At 70.4% G+C, this 13,814-nt stretch carries 14 protein-coding genes and 1 tRNA gene; 10 read left to right on the top strand and 5 right to left on the bottom strand.

What is annotated here, in order from left to right; translation table 11 throughout:
• Positions 1 to 189: 189 nt before the first annotated feature.
• Positions 190 to 1,173, bottom strand: a complete 984-nt coding sequence (locus ACZ6TD_RS29570) for a maleate cis-trans isomerase family protein (RefSeq protein WP_471343060.1) — start codon at positions 1,171 to 1,173, stop codon at positions 190 to 192.
• Positions 1,174 to 1,380: 207 nt separating this feature from the next.
• Here ACZ6TD_RS29570 and ACZ6TD_RS29565 point away from each other — a divergent pair, with 207 nt between their 5' ends.
• Positions 1,381 to 2,328: a D-2-hydroxyacid dehydrogenase gene (locus ACZ6TD_RS29565; protein ID WP_471343058.1), complete on the top strand. Its 948-nt coding sequence runs from the start codon at positions 1,381 to 1,383 to the stop codon at positions 2,326 to 2,328.
• 25 nt (positions 2,329 to 2,353) lie between these two features.
• On the top strand, positions 2,354 to 3,769 hold the full coding sequence (locus tag ACZ6TD_RS29560; RefSeq protein ID WP_471343057.1) for an amidase: 1,416 nt from the start codon (positions 2,354 to 2,356) through the stop codon (positions 3,767 to 3,769).
• A gap of 166 nt (positions 3,770 to 3,935) precedes the next feature.
• Here the strand turns inward: ACZ6TD_RS29560 and ACZ6TD_RS29555 are convergent, their stop codons facing one another.
• A complete protein-coding gene (locus tag ACZ6TD_RS29555) occupies positions 3,936 to 4,445 on the bottom strand; it encodes a DUF3830 family protein (RefSeq protein ID WP_471343055.1) in 510 nt (169 codons plus the stop codon).
• 120 nt (positions 4,446 to 4,565) lie between these two features.
• Here ACZ6TD_RS29555 and ehuB point away from each other — a divergent pair, with 120 nt between their 5' ends.
• From ehuB to ACZ6TD_RS29520, 7 genes are all read left to right on the top strand, one after another.
• Positions 4,566 to 5,489 (top strand): ectoine/hydroxyectoine ABC transporter substrate-binding protein EhuB, encoded by a 924-nt coding sequence (gene ehuB, locus ACZ6TD_RS29550; RefSeq protein WP_471343054.1) that lies wholly within the window; start codon positions 4,566 to 4,568, stop codon positions 5,487 to 5,489.
• On the top strand, positions 5,486 to 6,238 hold the full coding sequence (ehuC, locus tag ACZ6TD_RS29545; RefSeq protein WP_470009388.1) for an ectoine/hydroxyectoine ABC transporter permease subunit EhuC: 753 nt from the start codon (positions 5,486 to 5,488) through the stop codon (positions 6,236 to 6,238). The genes ehuB and ehuC overlap by 4 nt, the downstream gene beginning before the upstream one ends.
• Positions 6,235 to 6,885: an ectoine/hydroxyectoine ABC transporter permease subunit EhuD gene (ehuD, locus tag ACZ6TD_RS29540; RefSeq protein WP_020871050.1), complete on the top strand. Its 651-nt coding sequence runs from the start codon at positions 6,235 to 6,237 to the stop codon at positions 6,883 to 6,885. The genes ehuC and ehuD overlap by 4 nt, the downstream gene beginning before the upstream one ends.
• 22 nt (positions 6,886 to 6,907) lie before the next feature.
• Positions 6,908 to 7,678 (top strand): ectoine/hydroxyectoine ABC transporter ATP-binding protein EhuA, encoded by a 771-nt coding sequence (gene ehuA, locus ACZ6TD_RS29535; RefSeq protein WP_256652151.1) that lies wholly within the window; start codon positions 6,908 to 6,910, stop codon positions 7,676 to 7,678.
• A 281-nt stretch (positions 7,679 to 7,959) separates the two neighbouring features.
• Positions 7,960 to 8,721, top strand: coding sequence for an IclR family transcriptional regulator (locus ACZ6TD_RS29530; RefSeq protein ID WP_471343052.1), 762 nt, complete (start codon positions 7,960 to 7,962; stop codon positions 8,719 to 8,721).
• A gap of 61 nt (positions 8,722 to 8,782) precedes the next feature.
• A tRNA-Lys gene (locus ACZ6TD_RS29525) sits at positions 8,783 to 8,856 on the top strand.
• A gap of 156 nt (positions 8,857 to 9,012) precedes the next feature.
• Entirely contained in the window at positions 9,013 to 9,594 is a 582-nt protein-coding gene (locus ACZ6TD_RS29520) for a Uma2 family endonuclease (protein WP_471343051.1), read from the top strand.
• 64 nt (positions 9,595 to 9,658) lie between these two features.
• Here ACZ6TD_RS29520 and ACZ6TD_RS29515 read toward each other — a convergent pair whose 3' ends face one another.
• On the bottom strand, positions 9,659 to 9,886 hold the full coding sequence (locus ACZ6TD_RS29515) for a DUF2277 domain-containing protein (RefSeq protein ID WP_471343050.1): 228 nt from the start codon (positions 9,884 to 9,886) through the stop codon (positions 9,659 to 9,661).
• A gap of 58 nt (positions 9,887 to 9,944) precedes the next feature.
• Positions 9,945 to 10,778 (bottom strand): 4'-phosphopantetheinyl transferase family protein, encoded by an 834-nt coding sequence (locus ACZ6TD_RS29510; RefSeq protein WP_471343049.1) that lies wholly within the window; start codon positions 10,776 to 10,778, stop codon positions 9,945 to 9,947.
• 277 nt (positions 10,779 to 11,055) lie between these two features.
• Between ACZ6TD_RS29510 and ACZ6TD_RS29505 the strand changes: the two genes are divergently transcribed.
• Positions 11,056 to 11,967, top strand: a complete 912-nt coding sequence (locus ACZ6TD_RS29505; RefSeq protein WP_471343047.1) for an alpha/beta hydrolase — start codon at positions 11,056 to 11,058, stop codon at positions 11,965 to 11,967.
• A 66-nt stretch (positions 11,968 to 12,033) separates the two neighbouring features.
• On the opposite strand, the gene ACZ6TD_RS29500 is transcribed toward ACZ6TD_RS29505, so the two are convergent.
• The gene (locus ACZ6TD_RS29500) at positions 12,034 to 13,800 is read right to left on the bottom strand and encodes an acetyl/propionyl/methylcrotonyl-CoA carboxylase subunit alpha (protein WP_471343044.1); all 1,767 of its coding nucleotides are present in this window, start codon (positions 13,798 to 13,800) and stop codon (positions 12,034 to 12,036) included.
• Positions 13,801 to 13,814: the final 14 nt, after the last annotated feature.

The raw sequence follows: 13,814 nt of genomic DNA, 5'->3' as shown, positions 1-13,814 counted from the left end.
TTCCCACCCGCCGGACGGCCTCCCTGGCGTAGGTGACGGGCCTGCCCGTCCCACCCGGACAGGTTTCCCGGCCACGCCGGGGCGCCCACCCCGGCCACCGGAGCGGGCCCGGCCGCGCCAGGGCGCCCGCCCCCTCACTCCGGGGCGGGCCGCCCTTCACCTCACGTCACATCACGCCGGGCCGCCGCCTCACCCCGCGGCCGGGCCTCCGGAATCGTCGAGGTAGGGGCCCTCGCCGAGGCCGGTGCCGAAGCCCGGGTCGAGCCCGTCGGCCGGGTCGCCGTCAGACCCCGGCGGGGCCGCCCCGGCCAGCGCCGCCTCCGGCTCGTCCACCACGGACTCGACCGACTCCACGGCCCCGAGCATCGACTCGACGACCGGGTCCGTCACTGGGAGCGGGCCGCTCGGCGACACCGACATCCCCGCCGGACCGGACCGGGCGGCCGGGTCCAGCAGCGCCTGGTACGGACCGACGGCCCGGGCGCCGATCGCCCGCAGCGCCGCCCACATGGTGACCTGGTTCGCGGACAGCACGGGCATCCGCAGCTCCGCCTCCAACTGCGGGATCACGTCGTAGGTCGGCAGATTGGTGCAGCTGATGAAGAGCGCGTCGGTGGCCCCGACCACTGCCTGCCGGGCCATGTCGACCACATCGCGGTACGGCACCTTCCAGATGTGCCGGGTCAGTCCGAGGTACGCCCGTCCGGTGACGGTCATCCCGCCCTCGGCCAGATACTCCTCCAGCGAGTCGGTGACGGACTGGGTGTACGGCGTCACCACGGCGATCCGCCGGGCGCCGATCTCCCGCAGCGCCTCCAGCAGCGCGCCCGAGGTGGTCAGCGACGGGATCTCACCCGCCTGGGACATGGCCGCGCACATCGCGCGCTCCCCGGCCACACCGCCGACGAAACTGCCCGAGGTGCACGCGTACGCCACCACTTCCGGTGCGACGGCCGTCAGCGCCTGCACCGCGTCGTGCAAGGTCTCGTGCTCACTCACGAGCCGCGCCAGGTCGAGGCTCACCTCGACGGGTACGAACGGGGTACGGGTGAGGTGGAGGGATACCTCGTCCGGCACCCAGCGCCACAGCTCACGGTCGAGTGCGAAGTCGAACGGTGCCACCACACCCACGCCGCGCTGCGGCTGTGGGCCACCCAGAAAAGAGACGTCCAAAGCGAGCCCCAATACGGAACGGAGGGACTGGACCATTGGCCAGAGATTTGGATGGAGAGAGCCGGCCTGATGCCGGGGACGCCGGGACAGATGCCGTTGTTGACGACGGTAGTTTCCGCTGCCTAGCGTGGTCAATCCTCAAACTGAGGCGCCTGCCCGCTCCTTCTTCAGGCAAACCCATCCACGTTTCGAAACGGTTTCCCGCCTATGTCCGAAAGCACAGTTGTCGTCTTCGGCGACCAGCCGCCGGTCCACCTGGACCGGGTGGCCGGCCGGGCCAAGGTGCTCGTCTGTGACGAGAATTCGCTGCCCCAGGCGCTCCCCACCGCGGATGTGCTCCTGGTCTGGGACTTCACCTCCGACGCGGTCCGCGACGCCTGGCCCGGCGAGGGCCCGCGACCGGCGTGGGTCCATACCGCGAGCGCGGGGGTGGACCGGCTGCTCTGCCCCGAACTCATCGCGTCCGACACCGTGTTGACCAATGCTCGAGGGGTCTTCGAGCAGCCGATCGCGGAGTATGTGGCCGGTCTGGTGATCGCCATGGCCAAGGACTTCCACGGAAGCTGGGAGCTTCAGCGACAGCGACGCTGGCAGCACCGCGAGACGATGCGGCTGGCCGGAACGCGCGCCGTGGTCGTGGGCGCGGGTCCCATCGGCCGGGCGATCGGCTCCACCCTGACCGCGCTCGGCGTGGTGGTCGACCTGGTGGGCCGCACCGCTCGGCAGGGCGTGCGCGGCGGTGACGAGCTGCCCGAGCTGCTTCCGTCGGCCGACTGGGTGGTGAGCGCGGCGCCGCTCACCGACGCCAACCGCGGCATGTTCGACCGCGCCGTCTTCGACCGGATGAAGCCCTCCGCCCGGTTCATCAACGTCGGCCGCGGCCCCCTGGTCGTCGAGAAGGACCTTACGGCGGCCCTGGTCGCCCGGCGGATCGCCGGCGCGGCCCTGGATGTCTTCGAACACGAGCCGCTGGCCTCGGACGATCCCCTGTGGGACGTGCCCGGGCTGTTCGTCTCGCCCCATATGAGCGGCGACACGGTCGGGTGGCGCGACCACCTGGCCGACCAGTTCCAGGACAACTACGAGCGCTGGTGCGCGGGCGAACCACTGCTCAACATCGTCGACAAACGCCTCGGGTACGTACCGGTGGACTGATCGCAGGACCTGAACGGAGAGCCGGATGACCGACATGCACGACCTGACAGCCGTTCAACTCGTCGAGCGCTACGCCTCCGGCGAGCTCTCCCCCGTCGAGGCGACCCGTGCCGTCCTCCACCGGATCGAGCAGATTCAGCCGGAGGTGAACGCCTTCACCCGGGTGGACGCCGAGGGCGCGCTGCGGCAGGCGGAGGAGTCCGCCGAGCGGTGGCGGCGCGGGGCCCCGGCGGGCCTGGTGGACGGCGTCCCGGTGTCGGTGAAGGACATCCTGCTGCAGCGCGGCGCCCCCACGCTGCGCGGTTCGCGGACCGTACGCCCCGAGGGCAAGGCGTGGGACGAGGACGCGCCCTCGGTGGCACGGCTGCGCGAGCACGGCGCGGTGTTCGTGGGGAAGACCACGACCCCGGAGTTCGGCTGGAAGGGCGTCACCGACAGCCCGGTCCACGGGGTCACCGGCAATCCGTACGACCCCCAGCGGACCGCGGGCGGCTCCAGTGGCGGCAGCGCGGCCGCGGTCGCGCTGGGCGCGGGTCCGCTGAGCCTCGGGACGGACGGCGGGGGCTCGGTCCGTATCCCGGCGGCCTTCTGCGGCATCTTCGCGCTGAAACCCACCTACGGGAGGGTTCCGCTCTATCCGGCGAGCGCGTTCGGCACCCTGGCCCATGTGGGGCCGATGACCCGGGACGCGGCGGACGCGGCGCTGCTGATGGATGTGATCTCCGGTCCGGACTGGCGCGACTGGTCCCAGCTCGGCCCCGCCGAGGGCAGCTTCCGGGAGGCGCTCACCTCCGGCGGGGGCGGGGTGGACGGCCTGCGGGTCGCCTACAGCCCGGCGCTCGGCGGCTCGGCCGTGGTCGACCCGGAGGTGGCCGCGTCGGTGCGCCGGGCGGTTGACCTGCTGGCGGAGCTGGGCGCGGTGGTCGAGGAGATCGACCCGGGGTTCGAGGACCCGGTGGAGGCGTTCCACACGCTGTGGTTCAGCGGCGCGGCCCGGGTGGTGCAGCCGCTGGGGCAGGAGGACTGGGAGCTGCTGGACCCGGGGCTGCGCGAGATCTGCGCCCAGGGGGCGTCGTACAGCGCGCTGGACTATCTGGCGGCCGTGGATGTGCGGATGGCCCTCGGCCATGCGATGGGACGGTTCCACTCCGCGTACGACCTGCTGGTCACCCCGACGCTGCCGATCACCGCGTTCGAGGCGGGGGTCGAGGTGCCCAAGGGGTCGGAGCACACCCGGTGGACCGGCTGGACGCCGTTCACCTACCCGTTCAACCTGACCCAGCAGCCCGCGGCCTCGGTGCCGTGCGGCCTGAGCGGCGCGGGCCTGCCGATCGGGGTGCAGCTCGTGGGCGCGCGCCACGCGGACGCGCTCGTGCTGCGGGCGGCGCACGCGCTGTTCGAGGCGGGGCTGGCGGACGGGGTGCGCCCGCCGGCGGCGTAAGGCCCGTTGCCCGGACCCGGGGCCGGACCCGGGCCCGGGGCCAAGGCCAGGGCCAGGGCCAGGACCGCTCCGCCCCGTAACCCGGGCCCGGGGCCGCTCCGCCCCGGCCCGGCCCATGCCTACGCCGGGCACAAGCCGAGGGCCCGCGCCCGGCGTGAGCCGAGGTCTACTCCCGGCGGAAGTTCAGCGTCTCCCCCAGCGCCCCCGCGCGCCACAGGTCCTGGCAGGCGTCGGCCATGCGGTCGAGGCCGTCCACGATCGTGCCCCAGACGATCCCGGGCACCCAGCCCGCGTCACCGTTGATCAGCAGGTTGTTCCGCTCGTAGAAGAGCGCCAGGTCGATCACCTGCCGCCGCCCCTGGTGCTTGGCCTCGGTCTCGTATCCGTACGACTTGGTCCCGAGCTGGGTGTCCGTGAAGGTGAAATAGCACAGGTCCCCGGGGATCGGGGTGATCGTCGGGTTCTCGAGGGGCGGCTCCTCGGGCGCGAAGGGGGGCAGCAGGGTGTAGATCTCATTGCGTGCGTACTTCGCGTGATACACATCACCCCCGAGCGGCAGCGCGTTCCACACCGCGTCGCAGGTGATCGGCGCGAGATCGTCAAGGAGCTTGGCCGTGCAACTCACCCCGCGCTTGTCGAGCGAGACCTCGATGAACCGGTCGGCTCGGTCAACCATCGACTTTCCTCCAGGTCGCTTCGGAACCAGTCCTGTCCCAGGGGACTACCCAGACATCGGCTGTATCAAGGGCCGGAAACGGCCCGCATACATTTGCCGGAGTCGGGTAGCCGCGCGCCCATGGCTCCACCACGTGGGAAAGACACCGATAGCAGAGAAATAGCAAAAATGGGCCCAAGCCGCCGCGCTCTTCTCGCCGGCGGTGCGGCCCTGGGTCTGCTGGGCGCGGCCGGCTGCAGCCGGGTGTCCGGCTCGGGCGCCAAGGACGGGGGCAACCTGCTGGAGCGACTGCGGTCGCAGGGGACGGTCCGGCTGGGAATTGCGGGGGAGATCCCATTCGGCTACATCGACAAGAACGGCGAGTTCACCGGCGAGGCGCCGGAGATCGCGAAAATCATCTTCAAGCGGCTGGGCGTGCCCAAGGTCCAGCCGGTGCCGACCGAGTTCGGCTCGCTCATCCCGGGCCTTCGCTCGCAGCAGTTCGACGTGGTCTCGGCGGGCATGTACATCAACCCCGAGCGCTGCGCCCAGGTGATCTTCTCCGACCCCGACTACCGCATGCGTGACGCGTTCATCGTGCGCAAGGGGAACCCCAAGAACATCCACAATTACGACGACATCGCCAAGCAGAAGGCCAAAATGGCCACCGGCACCGCATACGCCCAGATCGGCTATGCGGAGGACGCCGGGATCAAGCAGAGCGACATGCTGATCCTCCCCGATCAGCTCGCCGGGCTGCTGGCCGTGGAACAGGGCCGGGCCGATGTCTTCGCGGGCACGACCGTGACCGTCCACAACGTGGTGAAGCAGCGGAACAGCCGGCAGGCCGAGGCCACCGAGCCGTTCCAGGCGTACGTCGGCGGCAAACCGGACATCGGCGCCGGCGGCTTCGCCTTCCGCCCCGAGGAGACCAAGCTCCGGGACGCCTTCAATGTGGAGCTGCACAAGATGAAGAAGAGCGGCGAGCTGCTGCGGATCGTGCGGCCCTTCGGCTTCACCAAGGAAGAGATGACCGATCTGACCGCCAAGGAGCTGTGCTCATGACGGCCGGGCTGTGGGAAAACTGGCTTCTTCCGGGCGTCTGGATCACCATCCAGCTGACCCTGTACAGCGCGGTCTTCGCGGCCGTCGTGGCGTTCGGCATCGGGATCGCGCGCACCTCCCGGCTGTGGATCGTCCGCTTTCTGACCGGCTTCTATGTGGAGGTCTTCCGCGGCACCTCGGCCCTGGTGCTGATGTTCTGGCTGTTCTTCGTGATGCCGCTGGCCTTCCAGTTCCAGCTGGTGCCGATGTGGGCCGCGGTGCTGGCGCTGGGCCTCACCTACGGGGCGTACGGCTCGGAGATCGTGCGCGGCGCCCTCGCCGCGGTGGCCCCGGCGCAGCGTGAGGCGGCCATCGCGCTCAGCTTCACGCCCGCGCAGCGGATGCGCCGGGTGATCCTGCCGCAGGCGATCCCGGAGATGATCCCGCCCTTCAACAATCTGCTGATCGAGCTGCTGAAGGCGACCGCCCTGGTCTCCGCCGTGAGCGTCGCCGACATCACCTTCGCCGCCCAGCTCTCGCGGCTGGCGACCGGTGACAGCCTGGAGATCTACACGATCATCCTGGTCCTTTACTTCGTGCTGGCCTTCGTCCTCACCCGGCTGATGCGGCTGCTGGAGCGGCGCGCCAAGGCGGGCATCGGCCAGGCCCCCGTGAAGTCCGACAAGGGCCCGATGGTCACCCGGAAGCTGTCCTCGCGCCAGGAGGCCGAGCAGTCGTCCAACATCATCACGGCGGGAGGTGCCCAGTGAGCTGGAACTGGGATGTGGCCAAGGACTTCCTCCCCGAGCTGGGCAACGGGCTGCTGATCACCCTGGAGGCGACCGCCCTGGGCTCGGTCCTGGCGTTCGCGCTCGGCCTGGTGTGGGCGATGGCCTTCCGCTCGCCGACCCGCTTCGTCCGCTGGCCGGTGGCGGCGGTCGTGGAGTTCATCCGCAACACTCCGCTGCTGGTGCAGTTGTTCTTCTTCTACTACGTGCTGCCGACCTGGGACATCAAGTTCTCGGCGCTCACCACCGGGGTGATCGCGCTCGGTCTGCACTACTCGACGTACACCGCCGAGGTCTACCGGGCCGGTATCGACGGTGTGCCCAAGGGCCAGTGGGAGGCGGCGACCGCGCTCAGCCTCTCCCGCGGCCGTACCTGGACCGCGGTGATCCTGCCGCAGGCCATTCGCCGGGTGGTGCCCGCACTGGGCAACTACGTCATCGCGATGCTGAAGGACTCCCCGATGCTCGCGCTGATCGGCGTCGTCGACATGCTGCAGAAGGCGCGCGCGGAGGGCGCGTCGTCCTTCCAGTACATCGAGCCCTACACGATGGTCGGCATCGCCTTCATCCTCATCGCCTATCCGGCTTCCCTTCTGATGCGAGCCCTGGAGCGTCGTCTTGGCCACTGAAACCGACCACACGAACCCTGCCGTGGACGGCAGTGAACTGATCCGCTTCGACCAGGTGACCAAGCGCTTCGGCAGCAATACGGTCCTGGACAACCTCGACTTCTCGGTCTCCTCCGGCAAGCACGTCACCCTGATCGGCCCCTCGGGCTCGGGCAAGACCACGATCCTGCGGCTGCTGATGACGCTGATCAAGCCGGACGAGGGCACGATCAAGGTCGACGGCGACTACCTGACCCATGAGGACAGGGCCGGCAAGCTGGTCCCGGCGGGTGAGAAGCACACCAGAGAGGTGCGCAAGAAGATCGGAATGGTCTTCCAGCAGTTCAACCTCTTCCCCAATATGCGGGTGCTGCGGAACATCACCGAGGCCCCGGTGCATGTGCTGGGCCTCAGCAAGGACGAGGCCGAGACCCGCGCCCGGGAGCTGCTCGACCTGGTCGGGCTCGGCGACAAGTGCGACGCGTACCCGACGCAGCTCTCCGGCGGGCAGCAGCAGCGGGTGGCGATCGCCCGGGCGCTGGCGATGCGGCCGCAGGTGATGCTGCTGGACGAGGTGACGTCGGCGCTGGACCCGGAGCTGGTGGCCGGGGTGCTGGATGTGCTGCGTGACATCGCTCATACAACGGACATCACCATGCTCTGCGTCACCCATGAGATGAACTTCGCGCGGGACATCTCCGACGATGTGCTGATGTTCGACTCGGGCCGGGTGATCGAGTCCGGACCGCCGGAGAAGATCTTCACCGAGCCGGAGCACGAGCGGACGAGGGAGTTCCTGAGCGCGGTCCTCTAGCCCTTCGGCCGGATCGCCCGACCCCTGCCGGCTGATCATCCGGCCCCTGACCGGCAGATCATCCGGCGCCTGCCGGGCTGATCATCCGTCCCCTGCGGGGTCCGGTCCGGCGCTGCCCCCGCGGCCCTCCCGCGGGGGCACGCCACTGTCATATGCCGAGGACATACGCCCCTGCTGACCGGGGCCGATGCGCCTCGGCAATATCCTCAACAGCCGATCCGGATAAGCCCCTTGGCGGTTATCGTGATACAAAGCCACGCCAACCTGCGAGGGGGGAAATCGTGGCGCTCAGGCCCGAGCCGACCGCGCCGTTCCACTCGGTGCAGCACGCCCTCCGCATCCTGGAGGTCGTCGCCAAACACTCGTCCGGCGTCAGCGACATCATGCTCGCCAGGGAGACCCGGCTACCGGCCCACCAGCTCGCCGATCTGCTGCGGATGCTGCGCCGCGAGGGCTATGTGGAGCAGATCGCCGATGGCGCCTACGTCGGCGGCAACGCCCTGACCCTGCTGGGCTCCGCCGCCCCCGACCGCGGCCACGCCGTCCGGGACAAGCTCCAGCAGTCGCTCATCGCCCTGCGCGACTCGGTGGGCGCGGCGGTCTATCTCAGCCGCTATGTGGACGGCGAAATCAAGATCACGCAGTATGCGGACGGGCCGCGCACGCCCAAGGTCAACGAGTGGGTGGACTTCCGCTCCGCCGCGCACGCCATGGCGCTCGGCAAATGCCTGCTCACCCAGCTCGACCACGACAGCCGCCGCGATCACCTCGCCCGCCACAAGACGGTGCGGCTCACCTCCCGGACCACCACCAACGAGAAGGTGCTGTTCCGCAAGCTGGACAGCCAGCCCGCCACCGTCCCCGTCCTTGACCTGCAGGAATACGCGGTCGGCACGGTCTGCGCGGCGGTTCCGATCAGCGCCGGGCGCTCGGTCGGCTGTCTGGCCCTCTCCCTCCCCCTGGCCCATGCCCACCGCCTCCGCCAGGCCGCCGACACCCTCAACCGCGAGGCGGCCCCGATGCTGCTCTCCCTCTCCATCTGAGCCCATCTGGGCGTGGTCGGAACCACCCCTCCGGACCAGGTACTATTTATGTCGTCAGCAGGCGCCGCTAGCTCAGTTGGTTAGAGCAGCTGACTCTTAATCAGCGGGTCCGGGGTTCGAGTCCCTGGCGGCGCACCGTGACATTGGTCTGGGGCTTCTCGGTTTTCCGGGAAGCCCCAGACGCGTTTCTCACCGCCCCGCCCCTTCACTCTCGGGAGTGATCCGCTACGGTTTGCGCCCCCGTCGCACCGGCGCCCGGAACACTGGCTTCATCCAGGAAAGGGGTGCAACATGACGGTTATGAGCGAGCGCACGCACATGCTGGTGGAGGAGTTCGAGGAGATCGCCTCCACGGTGCCCGAAACCGTCACGTTGGAGTTCATCAACGGACGGATCGAGGAGAAGCACGTGGCCGACGGGGATCACGAGACGATCATCATGTGGCTGCTCAGGCAATGTATGCAGAGTCGCCCAGAGCTCGACCTCCATACGTCTCAGGGTCTGAAGGTCGGGGAGTACCGCAACGGGCGGGCTCGCCCGGACGGCTCGCTGGCACCCATCGCGCACTTCGCGGGACAGGGAGAATGGGCCGAGCCTGACGGAGTGCTGATGACCGTCGAGGTCACGTCGTACGATCGGGACACCGATAGCCGCGACCGCCAGGAGAAACCAACCGCCTACGCGGCTGCAGGCATCCCCGTGTACCTCCTTGTGGACCGTGATGCCTGCGCGGTCATCGTGCACACCAACCCCGACCCGAAGAGCGCCTGCTACCTCGACATCCACCGGGCGCCCTTCGGCGAGCAGGTCGTGCTCCCGGGGCCCGTGGACATCACGCTCGACACGGAGATCCTGAAGAACTACGTCCGCTGAGTCTCCGCCCGGCGCCGGGGCCCGGTGGGCACAGGGCAGGGGCGGCGAGGCCGGGCGAGGGTCTTCAGTGCCGCTGTCGGCTTGGGGGGCCCTTGATCTCCAGCGTGCTCAGCAGTTCCTCGGTGGCCGCGGCGATCGTTTCGACCGCCTTGTCGAAGGCGGCGGCGTTGTGCGGAGCGGGCTGGCGGAAGCCGCTGATCTTGCGGACGTACTGGAGGGCGGCGGCGCGCATGTCGTCCTGCGTGACGGTCTCGGCGTACGGCGCGCGGAGCGTCTTGATGGATCTGCACATACCCCCGACCGTACGCCGAGGGTCCGACAACGCCCCAGCCGTCACCACAGGCCCGCCGTCACTCCAGCGACAGCCCTGCCAAGGTCACCACCGGCCGCACCGCGCCACCGGGCGCGGCATCGTCCCCTACGCCCTCCTCCCTTACGGCGACCGCCGCGTGGTAGCCGGGCGGGGCGTCGAGGTCGGCGAAGGCCCAGCCGCGCGGGCCGGGCGGGGCGCCGGCCGGGGCCAGTCCCTCGGCGAGCCCGACGTGGTGGGCGCCGATCCCGCCCGGCAGCCCCGTGCCGATGCCCTTGAGGTACGCCTCCTTACGGACCCAGCAGCCCAGGAACGCCTCCTCCCGCAGCTCCTCCGGCAGCGCGTCGATCGCCGCCCGCTCCTCGGGGTGCAGCTGCCCGACCAGCCCCGTCAGCCGGGCCCCGGCGCGCCCGGGGTCCCGCTCCTCGACATCGGCGCCGACGGGCACTCCGGCGACGGCACACAGGGCCGCGTCCCCGGAGTGGGAGAGGGAGAAGTGCAGCGCGTCCTCGCCCGCCAGGGCCGGGCGGCCGTGCGGTTTCTCGCAGTCCGGCATGCCGCAGGTCTCCCGGGTGAACGCGACCTCGGCCGGGGCGATGCCGAGATAGCCGCCGAGCAGCGTCCGCAGCCCCACATGGGAGGTCACATAGCGCTCGCGCGCCACGTCCGACCGCAGCCGCGCCGCGCGCTCGCGCTCCCGCTCGTCCAGCATGCCCTCCGCGACGGCGGCGGCAGCGGCGGCGTACGGCGGGATCCGCAGCAGCCATACGGCCACCTCGCCGGGGCCGGGGCGGTCCCCGGGGCCGGGCAGGGCGCGGACCGGGGCCCATCGCCGGGGCTCGGGTGCGGGCTGAACCGGGCTGGTGAAGGACACTGTTCGGCTTCCCCCGTGATATCGGCCGATGACGCGCTCACTGTGGACGTACTGACGGTACAGCGGCGCGCGCGGCGCGCCGTAGGTGCCCCGCCGTCGGAACGCGCCACCACGACCGCTTCACACGCCCCCAACGCCCTTGCCACACAGCGGCGTTGCCGATCGCGGGCACCCGGTGACTTAGGCCACGTTCACGTTCCGGCCGACGCGGTCACCCGCCCGTCCGCACTACGATCGCGCACGTCCGGGCACGATCGGTGATGGGGGTTTGACGACCATGGCGACGGGATTCCTGGCCAAGGCGGCCTCAGCGGTGACCCTCCCGGTGGCACCGCTGTACGGCGCCTTCCTCTCGTACATGATCTTCCACCCGCCCCGCAGACCGCATCACAAGACCCCCGCCGACCTGGGGCTGACCAGCACCGACGTCAACGTTCCGCTGAACGGGCAGCAGGGCCGCGGGCTGCACGTCTGGCTCATCCCCGGCGACGCCGAGCGGGTCGTGGTGCTCGGACACGGCCTGGGGCTCAGCAAGTCCGCGAGCCTGGCGCACGCGCGGCTGCTCAGCGAGGCGGGCTATACGGTCGCCATGTTCGACCACCGCAACCACGGTAAGAGCGTCGCGGACCGTGCGGGCTGGGGCATGAGCGACCGTCACACCGACGATGTGGTCGCCGTGGTGCGGCACATGCGGTCGATGGACGAGTACGCCGCGGCGCGCATCGCGATCTACGGCTTCTCGATCTCGACCTTCCCCTCCTTCTACATGCTCAAGAGGGAGGACTGCCCGGTCGACGCGGTGGTCTTCGACAGCGGCCCGGCACTGGAGCTGGCCCCGCTGTTCCGGAACTTCGTCGCGGCCGGCGGGGTGCCGATCCCCGGCCCGCTGGGCGCCGGCCCCTCCCGCCCGGTCGTGGAGTCGGTCGCCTCGTCGGCCGCCGTGGCGATGCTGCGGGTGCAGTGGCCGCCGCCGCTCGGGGGCGCGTACGAGCGCACCCCGATGCTCTTCCTGACCGGTGAGCGCGACACCATGATCCCCGCCTCGGGGGTACGGGCGCTGGCCGAGCGCTATCCGCTGGCCGAGGTGCACACCCTGCCCGAGACCGAGCACCTTCAGGGGATCAAGACCCAGCCGGAGACGTACGCGGAGACCCTCCTGGGCTTCCTGGAGCGGACGCTCAAGGACTGACCCTTACGACGCCTTACGGTGGGCCCGACCGGGCCCGGCCCACCGTAAGGACGCCATGGCGGCGGGTCAGTCCTTGAGTTCGCAGATCACCGCGCCCGCGCTGACCGAGGCGCCGACGTTCGCGTTCAGGTTCTTGACGATGCCACTGCGGTGGGCGTTGAGGGGTTGCTCCATCTTCATGGCCTCCAGGACCACGATGAGGTCGCCCTCGGCCACGGTGTCGCCCTCGTTGACAGCGACCTTGACGATGGTGCCCTGCATGGGCGATGCGAGGGCGTCGCCCGAGGCCGCCGAGCCGGACTTCTTGACCGCCTTGCGCTTCGGCTTCTTCGAGCCGCCCGAGCCCCCCGCGGCCTCCCCGGGCGACACCGCCAGGCCCAGGACCGCCGGGAGGGAGATCTCCAGCCGCTTGCCGCCGACCTCGACCACGACCGTCTCGCGGGCGGTGGGCTCCTCGGCCTCGTCCGCGCCGGTCGGGGTGAACGGGGCGATGGTGTTGTTGAACTCGGTCTCGATCCAGCGGGTGTGGATGGTGAACGGCTCGCTGGTGAACGCCGGGTCCTTCACCACCGCCTGGTGGAACGGGATCGCGGTGGCCATGCCCTCGACCTGGAACTCGGCCAGGGCGCGGGCCGCCCGCTCCAGGGCCTGCCGCCGCGTGGCGCCGGTGACGATCAGCTTGGCCAGCAGCGAGTCCCACGCCGGGCCGATGACGCTGCCGGACTCCACGCCCGCGTCCAGCCGCACACCCGGCCCGGCGGGCGGCACGAAGGAGGTCACCGTGCCCGGGGCGGGCAGGAAGTTGCGGCCCGGGTCCTCACCGTTGATCCGGAACTCGAAGGAGTGGCCGCGCATCGGCGGATCGTCGTAGCCGATGGCCTCGCCGTCGGCGATGCGGAACATCTCCCGCACCAGGTCGATGCCGGTGACCTCTTCGGTGACCGGGTGCTCCACCTGGAGACGGGTGTTGACCTCCAGGAACGAGATCGTGCCGTCCATCCCGACGAGGAACTCCACCGTCCCCGCCCCGACATAGCCCGCCTCCTTGAGGATGGCCTTGGAGGCGGTGTAGAGCTGGGCGTTCTGCTCTTCGGTCAGGAAGGGGGCGGGGGCTTCTTCGACGAGTTTTTGGTGGCGGCGCTGGAGGGAGCAGTCGCGGGTGGAGACCACGACGACGTTGCCGTGGGTGTCGGCCAGGCACTGGGTCTCGACGTGGCGGGGCTTGTCGAGGTAGCGCTCGACGAAGCATTCGCCGCGGCCGAAGGCGGCCACGGCCTCGCGGACGGCGGAGTCGTAGAGCTCGGGGACTTCCTCCATGGTGCGGGCGACCTTCAGGCCGCGGCCGCCGCCGCCGAAGGCGGCCTTGATGGCGATGGGCAGGCCGTGCTGCTCGGCGAAGGCCACGACCTCCTCCGCCCCGGAGACGGGGTCGGGGGTGCCGGCGACCAGCGGGGCTCCGGCGCGCTGGGCGATGTGGCGGGCGGCGACCTTGTCGCCCAGGTCGCGGATGGCGTGCGGCGGGGGGCCGATCCAGGTCAGGCCCGCGTCGAGGACGGCCTGGGCGAACTCGGCGTTCTCGGAGAGGAATCCGTACCCGGGGTGGACGGCGTCGGCGCCGGATTCGGCGGCCGCGGCCAGGACCTTGGCCTGGTCGAGATAGCTGGCCGCCGGGGTGTCACCGCCCAGCGCATAGGCTTCATCGGCCGCGCGCACATGACATGCGTCCCGGTCCGGATCGGCGTAGACGGCTACGCTCGCGATACCGGCATCCCGGCAGGCACGGGCAACACGGACAGCGATCTCGCCACGGTTGGCGATGAGCACCTTTTGCATGCTCTCTCTTCCCT

This window comes from Streptomyces yongxingensis, from assembly GCF_055597465.1.
This window is presented reverse-complemented; position numbering and strand designations above follow the sequence as displayed.